Source organism: Streptomyces sp. YGL11-2 (assembly GCF_050054615.1).
Classification (GTDB): domain Bacteria; phylum Actinomycetota; class Actinomycetes; order Streptomycetales; family Streptomycetaceae; genus Streptomyces.
On the sequence record NZ_JBNHIN010000113.1, the window covers coordinates 1 to 7,358 of the forward strand.

At 65.9% G+C, this 7,358-nt stretch carries 7 protein-coding genes and 4 pseudogenes; 7 read left to right on the top strand and 4 right to left on the bottom strand.

Features of this window, described 5'->3' with window-relative positions; all coding sequences use genetic code 11:
- Nucleotides 1-85 precede the first annotated feature (85 nt).
- A pseudogene (locus ACO1BR_RS43430) lies at nt 86-502 on the bottom strand (IS5 family transposase); the annotation flags it as partial.
- Nucleotides 503-504: 2 nt separating this feature from the next.
- Nucleotides 505-1,049, bottom strand: a pseudogene (locus ACO1BR_RS43435) (IS5 family transposase); the annotation flags it as partial.
- A gap of 604 nt (nt 1,050-1,653) precedes the next feature.
- Here ACO1BR_RS43435 and ACO1BR_RS43440 point away from each other — a divergent pair.
- Together ACO1BR_RS43440 and ACO1BR_RS43445 are read left to right on the top strand one after the other, a co-directional pair.
- Nucleotides 1,654-1,938 (top strand): DUF6545 domain-containing protein, encoded by a 285-nt coding sequence (locus tag ACO1BR_RS43440; RefSeq protein ID WP_426800642.1) that lies wholly within the window; start codon nt 1,654-1,656, stop codon nt 1,936-1,938.
- Nucleotides 1,917-2,249, top strand: a complete 333-nt coding sequence (locus ACO1BR_RS43445) for an MTH1187 family thiamine-binding protein (RefSeq protein ID WP_426800643.1) — start codon at nt 1,917-1,919, stop codon at nt 2,247-2,249. The genes ACO1BR_RS43440 and ACO1BR_RS43445 overlap by 22 nt, the downstream gene beginning before the upstream one ends.
- A gap of 87 nt (nt 2,250-2,336) precedes the next feature.
- Here ACO1BR_RS43445 and ACO1BR_RS43450 read toward each other — a convergent pair whose 3' ends face one another.
- On the bottom strand, nt 2,337-2,585 hold the full coding sequence (locus ACO1BR_RS43450) for a DUF6009 family protein (RefSeq protein ID WP_426800644.1): 249 nt from the start codon (nt 2,583-2,585) through the stop codon (nt 2,337-2,339).
- Between ACO1BR_RS43450 and ACO1BR_RS43455 the strand changes: the two are divergent.
- The 5 genes and pseudogenes from ACO1BR_RS43455 to ACO1BR_RS43475 form a co-directional block, all read left to right on the top strand.
- Nucleotides 2,475-3,060, top strand: a pseudogene (locus ACO1BR_RS43455) (transposase); the annotation flags it as partial. The gene ACO1BR_RS43450 and the pseudogene ACO1BR_RS43455 sit on opposite strands and share 111 nt — an antisense overlap.
- A 278-nt stretch (nt 3,061-3,338) precedes the next feature.
- A complete protein-coding gene (locus ACO1BR_RS43460) occupies nt 3,339-4,541 on the top strand; it encodes a cytochrome P450 family protein (RefSeq protein ID WP_426800645.1) in 1,203 nt (400 codons plus the stop codon).
- A 349-nt stretch (nt 4,542-4,890) separates the two neighbouring features.
- Nucleotides 4,891-5,220, top strand: a complete 330-nt coding sequence (locus tag ACO1BR_RS43465; protein WP_426800646.1) for a PadR family transcriptional regulator — start codon at nt 4,891-4,893, stop codon at nt 5,218-5,220.
- Between the two features lie 2 nt (nt 5,221-5,222).
- A complete protein-coding gene (locus ACO1BR_RS43470; RefSeq protein WP_426800647.1) occupies nt 5,223-5,612 on the top strand; it encodes a DUF1048 domain-containing protein in 390 nt (129 codons plus the stop codon).
- A gap of 151 nt (nt 5,613-5,763) precedes the next feature.
- Entirely contained in the window at nt 5,764-6,999 is a 1,236-nt protein-coding gene (locus ACO1BR_RS43475; protein ID WP_426800648.1) for a serine hydrolase domain-containing protein, read from the top strand.
- A 67-nt stretch (nt 7,000-7,066) separates the two neighbouring features.
- Here the strand turns inward: ACO1BR_RS43475 and ACO1BR_RS43480 are convergent.
- Nucleotides 7,067-7,358 (bottom strand): annotated as a pseudogene (locus ACO1BR_RS43480) (SOS response-associated peptidase family protein); the annotation flags it as partial.

Below are 7,358 nucleotides of genomic sequence, written 5' to 3' on the forward strand. Positions count from 1 at the left end.
TAGCCGGCACCGCAGCCAGCACCCCTGCCCCAAGCCTCACTCCGAAACGGACATCAACTCGCGAACCGCCCACTTAGAGCTCCTATCACAACGTGTTTTGCAGGCGTCGCCAGCAGATCAGTGAGCAGGCGAGTTTGAGGAACGCCTCGTGGATGTCGTCTCGGGTTTCCCAGCGGATGCGCAGGCGGCCGAACCAGTGCAGGAGCGCGATGGTCTGTTCCACGACCCATCGCTTGGTTCCCAGTCCGGAGCCGTGGTCGGTGCCGCGCCGGGCGATGACCGGCTTGATGCCCTTTGCCCAGACCTGGCGGCGGTAGCAGTCGTGGTCGTAGCCGCGGTCGGCGTAGACCTCCTTCGGTCGCTTCCGGGGCCGGCCGCGTTTGCCGCGGATGGACGGGATCGCTTCCAGCAGAGGCATCAGCTGGGTGACGTCGTTGCGGTTTCCGCCGGTCAGGGTGACAGCCAGTGGGATGCCGGTGGCGTCGCAGATCACGTGGTGTTTGNGCGGGGCCGGCCACGTTTGCCGCGGATGGAGCGGATCGCTTCCAACAGCGGCATCAGCTGGGTGACGTCGTTGCGGTTCCCGCCGGTCAGCGTCACGGCCAGCGGGATGCCGGTGGCGTCGCAGATCACGTGGTGCTTGGAGCCCAGCCGGCCCCGGTCGACCGGGCTCCGTCCGGTTTTGGGCCGCCCTTGAGCGCCCGGACGTGGGAACAGTCGATCACCGCCCGCGACATGTCCAGACGGTCGGTGGCTCGCAGCTCGTCCAGCAGCACCTCGTGCAGCCGCTGCCACACCCCGGCATTGTTCCAGTCCCGCAGCCGCCGCCAGCAGGTCATCCCCGAGCCGAACCCGAGCTCACCAGGAAGCCATTCCCACTGGGTGCCGGTGTAGAGGACGAACAGGATGCCGCACAGCACCGTTCGGTCCTCCAGCGCCTTCTTCCGCCCCGGCCGCCGCTGACCATACGGTGACGATGGCAGCAACGGCTCGATTCTCGACCACAACTCATCGTCAACCAACCAGGGTTGAGGGTTCCGCTTGCCCATAACCCAAACAACCGACGCATCCGCCCAGAGGACACGGCTACCAGTGTTGCGTTAGGAGCTCTTAACGCCCACTCAAACCCCTGTGGTTGCTGCGGGGGCATGGTGGCCGGTGCCGAGTCTTCGTCTCCTGGGGCAGGGCCTTCGCTCGGATTCATGTGCCCTGGCTGTCCTCTCCTCGGTGACGAAGGAAGATTCCGGCCAAGTGAGCGGGAGATATGGACGCTCACCGTGCCATGGGCACGCCGCCCTGAACGTCGTGAAGGTGGAGAACGCAACAGGCAGAACCGGCCAGTCCCGCGGAGCAGACCTGACTGGTGACGATGAGGCGATCTACGATCGATGGTCGTGGCAGTCAAAGGCTCATACAGAAGAAGGAGATTGCCTTGTTGCTGAGCAACATCCCGCACTGTTTTCGGCTCTGCCGCATCGTCTCCCCGGCCCAAGCGGCGATGCCCGGCGCCCTGCCTGTCCCGCGGAGTTAGGTCTCTCGGCGGCACTGTGAAAGGGCATCGCTACCAAGTCCTGTGCCCTTCTGGTCCAACAATCGCTGGAGAGTCGACCACGATGTGCTGGGGGCGATTGCGCCGTCGATGCCAGGGAGTGATTGACGGGCTTCCGCTGCCCGCGCCCTTCTCTGCCTGCGAACTGTGCGCACTTCACCGCCTGCTGGCTCACCTCAGCCCTGCACTCCCGGCACATCGGTCAGACCCCCAAGGCTCAGTCACTGAACCTCGCCGGGGGCGAAGCTTACGACCTCCCCGAGGACATCAGCTTCCTTCTACGGATCGCCGCCGCCTACCGATCGCCGATCGTCCACGAATACGGGCTGTGCTCTCCGGCCCGAATCACTAGAAGGGATTTATTCCTGTGCTCGTTGCTTTTGCCTTGACTCCCATGGGTGTGGAGGAAGTTGTCGCGGACTACATCGCGGAGGCAGTGAAAATTGTCCGCGAATCTGGGCTCCCCAACCGCTCGGACTCCATGTACACCATGATCGAAGGTGAGTGGGACGAGGTCATGGGTGTCATCAAGCGCGCTACAGAAGCGGTCGCGCTCAAGGCGCCCCGTGTCCAGGTCAGCATCAAGGTCGATGTGTGGCCGAACATGCCTGATCCTCTCAACAGCAAAATCGCGCTCCTCGAGGAGCGCATCTCGCAGACCGGCGGTGACGGGCCCGGGCCGGTCACCGATGGCATCTGAGGCTCCAGCCACAGTCTGCTAGCGTCCGCCTACGGATCAAGACTTGGGGAGTGCTATGCCCACTTCACGCATCGCGTCGGAGGCGGGTCAGCCTTCGGAGCGTTCGGTTTGGTATCCCTTGGTGCGGGGGTGGACTGTGCGGGGGTCGACGGCTTCGGGCGTTTCCCCTTGATCGTGGACACCCTGATCATTGGATCGTGATGATCCATAGGACAAGGGTTCCCGTTGGGGACATCGAAGTACTCGCCTGAGTTCCGGGCCGATGCCGTCGTGCTGTCCCACTCGAGGCCAGGTGGGACGTATGCGTCGGTGGCCAAGGACCTGAGCGTGAACCACGAGACGCTCCGCACCTGGGCGCGGGATGCCGAGCAGGCCGCCCGGCCCGGGGCCGTGGAGGCCACCGCGGTAGAGAAGGAGAACCGGCAGCTGCGAGCGCGGGTCAAGGAACTCAAGCGGGAGTTCCTGCGGAGGGCCGCGAAGTATTTCGCGGCGGAGACCAACTGGTGAGCAGCCGTCTGAAGTTCGTCGACGATCACCGTGACGTCTTCGGCGTCAAGCGGCTGTGCCAGATGCTGCAGGTCTCTCGGTCCGGTTTCTACCAGTGGCAGGCTGGTCGATCGCCGACCACCTGCGTACCTCCCTGGTCACCGACGCGCTCAGGGCCGCCGCGGCAGCCCGTGGCGCCAGCGGTCTGCGCGGGGCGGTTTTCCACAGCGACAACGGGGCGCAATATGTGTTGAAGGAGTTCACCCTGGTCTGCTCGGAGCTCGGCGCGACCAGGTCACGCGGCGCGGTGGGCACGAGCGCAGAGGCCGACCAGCGGTGTGACGCTATCGGCCTCACCGGTAAGGATCGGGCCGCCGTTATCGAAGCCGCGCAGCTCAAGTGCGCCATCGACAGGAAACGACGGGGCTTAAAGCCGTCCAGTCGCGTTTCGACACCCCTTGCAGCCGGTCCCGAAGAGCTCGCCGCAGAGTTGGCCTTCCAGCCCAAGCGCGCCCATGCCTTTGATAACTCTCTGATCGTCCATGCCGTCCTCGACGACGGCATGAACCTCATTGCTACCTCTGGCCCTAAGGAGCCCATGCTGTGACCATCGAAGCTGCTCTTCCACAGCCATTCAACAGCGCCCATTTCGTCGACCCGCACCGCGCATACGCCCGGCTGCGGGAGGAAGGCCCGGTGCACCAGGTGGCGTTGCCCGACGGGACGCCCATCTGGCTCGTGCTGCGCGAGGCCGACGTACGAGCCTGGCTGACCGACGACCGGTTGTCCGTCAACAAAGCCAAATCGGGGAATGGTTACAAGGGATTCTCGCTCCCTCCCGCACTGGACGCCAACCTTCTCAACATCGATCCCGCTGACCATCTGCGGCTACGTCGCCTGGTGTCGAAAACCTTCACCCCGCGGCGCGTGGAGGCTTTGCGGGACGGCGTCCAGGCGGCGGCCGACGGGCTCGCCGATGTCCTTGCCAGGTGCATGGAGACCAACGGGGCGGCAGATCTCGTGTCCCAGTTCGCCAACCCGCTGCCGCTCGTGGTGATCGGCGACCTGCTCGGGGTGCCCGAACAGGACCGCAAGCCGTTCTCCGACTGGGTCACCACAATGTTCGACCCCCAAGGCCGCGAGGACATGGCCAACGCGGTGGACAGCATCCATCATTACCTCGTCGAACTGATCGAGCAGCGCCGGCATGAGCCGGATGACCGCCTGTTGTCTGCTCTCATCGCTGTCCGCGATGAGGGAGACACATTGACGGAGGACGAGCTCGTCTCCTTGGCATTCCTGATCCTCTTTGCCGGCAGCGAGAGCACCCAACACGTCATCAGCGGCGGCCTGTTGACACTCCTCGAACACCCCCGACAACTCGGGGCGCTGCGCGAGTACCCAGCGCTGCTGCCGGACGCGGTTGAGGAGATTCTGCGCTACGCGCATCCCAACCAGATGGCCATCCGACGCTTCCCGACCGAGGACATCGTCATCGGGGGCACCAGGATCCCGGCTGGCGACACCGTGATGCTGTGCCCCGCCTCCGCCCACCGCGACCCGCAGCGCTACCCCGAGCCAGACCGCTTCGACATCCACCGCACGGACAAATCCCACCTGGCGCTGGGATACGGAGTTCACTACTGCCTCGGGGCTCCGCTCGCCCGGCTGGAGATCCAAACCGCACTGGGCACCCTGCTGCGACGCTTCCCCAAGCTATCTCTCGGCGTACCGGCGGACCAGCTCCGCTGGCGGCCGAGCTTTCGCAGCCACGTGGTCAAGGAACTGCCCATCACGGCTGGCTAGCTTCTGACGTGCGGCTCGCTCCTGGTCCCAGCTCTCACAGGGCCTGGACCAGGAGCGAGTCTCTCCGTCTCCTGTGAGAGGTCGTTTCTCACCTCGGAGCGCCGAAGACCTAGCAGGCGGCGGGCGGTAGACAGAGAAGTTGAGGGATGGCGAGGCGGTGCACGTGCGGGTGCACGTCGATCCACGCAAGCGGTGCGGCCCGCTCAGGATCCCGCCGGTGATGCTGCTGAACGGGGCGCTTGCGGTGCTGGCCCACCCGTCCACTATTCCGTCTTGCTAAGTACCGGTAGTCAGCGTTACCGTGTACTGGTACTCAATAGCGCTAACTAGCACGGAGAGGAGGTGTCCCATGACCAAGCTGGAGACGGAGATGCTCAAGGGCACGCTGGAGGGCATCATCCTCGCGTCCCTGTCCGCCCGGCCCGCCTACGGCTACGAGATCACGGCACGACTGCGGGAGCAGGGTTTCTCCGACATCGCCGAAGGGACCGTCTACGCGCTGCTCCTCAGGATGGAGAAGCGTGGCCTCGTCGACGTGGAGAAGGTCCCCTCCGAGAAGGGGCCGCCGCGCAAGGTGCACTCCCTCAACACTCAGGGGCGGGAGCACCTCGAAGAGTTCTGGAGGACCTGGAGCTTCCTCGCGGAACGACTGGAACAGCTCCGCGAAGGGGGCAAGTGACCATGTCCGATGTCGAAAAGAGCGGCTTCATCTCGAAGGTGATCGGGCCCAAGAAGCGCTGGAGGGCGTACAAGGCGCGCGTCAAGGAGCTTCCCGAGAACCACCGCACGGCGGTCAAGGCGATCGAGCGGTACCTGATGCACTTCGTGCCGACCGACGGCGAGAGCAACGCGTCGATGTTCGAAGACCTCGCCGACCTGTTCGAGCAGGCCGCGGTGAACGGAACTCCGATCCGCGAGGTCGTCGGGGAGGACCCGGTGGAGTTCGCCGAGACGTTCGTCCAGAACTACACCGAGGGCGGCTACGTCCCCGCCCGCGCCCGGAAGCAGCTGACCGACGACATCGAACGCGCCGCCGACAACGAGACCGGGACAGAAGACAAGACGGTCTGATCGCGCCTCAGCACATCGCCCCCCGGGGGCCGAGCACCACTTTCATCGCCTGTCTGCACAGCGCGGCCGCGGGGCCATGCCCGGCCGGCCGCCTCTCGCCGCATGCCCGCGGCGACGTCGAGACCGACCACTGCATGCAAGGAGATTCATGATGGGAAACGGCAACAACGGCTTGTCCGAAGCAGGGCTGCGCCGACTGCGCGAGGTACTGGAAGCGCATGTGGAGTCCAAGAAGATCCCCGGACTCGTCGCCCTGGTCGGCCGGGGCGAGGAGACCCATGTCGAGGCGATCGGGACGATGCGCCATGACGGCGGCGCGCCGATGCTCCGGGACACCATCTTCCGGATGGCCTCGACGACCAAGCCGGTCGCGGTCGCCGCGACAATGGTCCTGCTGGACGAGTGCCGGCTGCGCCTTGACGACCCGATAGATCAGTGGCTGCCGGAGCTGGCCGACCGGCGGGTGCTCAAGCGGCCCGACAGCCCGCTGGACGACACCATGCCGGCGCGGCGTCCGATCACCGTGCGGGACCTGCTCACCTCCACCTGCGGGCTCGGACTGGATATGACGGCCAAGAGCTCCCCGATGATGAGCGCGTACTTCGAGCAGAGGGTCTACGGCGAGAACGGATGGTTGCTGCCGGCGGTGGAGCCGGATGAGTGGATGCGCCGCCTGGGCACGCTTCCGCTGATGTACCAGCCCGGAGAGCGGTGGCTGTACAACGTCAGCGACGACGTACTCGGGGTGCTGGTGGCCAGGGTCACTGGCCGGTCGTTCGAGGCGTTCCTGCGCGAGCGCATCTTCGATCCGCTGGGGATGAAGGACACCGGCTTCCATGTGCCAGCTGACAAGATCGACCGGCTGCCGCCTCTGTACGCCCCCGATCCGCAGACCGGAGAGTTCACCGTGGAGGACCAGGCCGAAGGGGGACACCACAGCAAGCCTCCGGCGTTCCAGTCCGGCGGCGGCGGGCTCGACTCCACCGTCGACGACTACCACGCCTACTTCCGGATGCTGCTCAACCACGGAATGCACGGCACCGAACGGATCCTGTCCCGGCCCGCCGTCGAGCTGATGACCACCAACCGCCTCACGCCCGAGCAGACAGCCGCCCTACAAGCCTGGGCCCGCAGCGTCGTCCATCTGTCACACGGCCAGGGGCAGACCGGCGGCTGGGGCTTCGGGATGACGGTGCGCACCTACCGAGGCGACTACGCGCCCATCGGCCAGTTCGGCTGGGACGGCGGAACCGGCACCACTACATACGCCGACCCGGACAACCAGCTCGTCGGCATCCTGCTCACCCAGACCGGGATGTCCACCCCGGACTCGGCGCGAGCCATGCAGGACTTCTGGACCACCCTCTACCAGGCAATCGACGACTGACCTGCCTACCTGGCCGAGTCGGCCGGCGCCGGATTCCTCGGCCGGCTGGGGTGGCGCCTTTCCAGGCCAGGAGCTGGGGGTCGTTGTTGCGCACGTTGTTGACCGCAGTGGACACGGCACGGGTGTTCAGGTGGCCGGCGGCGGGGGCGGCCAGCAGGGCGCGGAGTTCGTCAGCCTTGTGGTGGGCGGGGCCGAGCCAGGCGCTCCAGCCGGCGGGGGCGATGGCCAGCAGCATGCGGGGGTGGACGTGTCCGGCGACGTCGGTGGCTTCGGTCGTGACGATCGTGCAGGTCGTCCACCACGCCCCTGGCGCGTCATCGTCGGAGACGTCGGGGTCGCGCCAGTACTCGTAGAGGCCG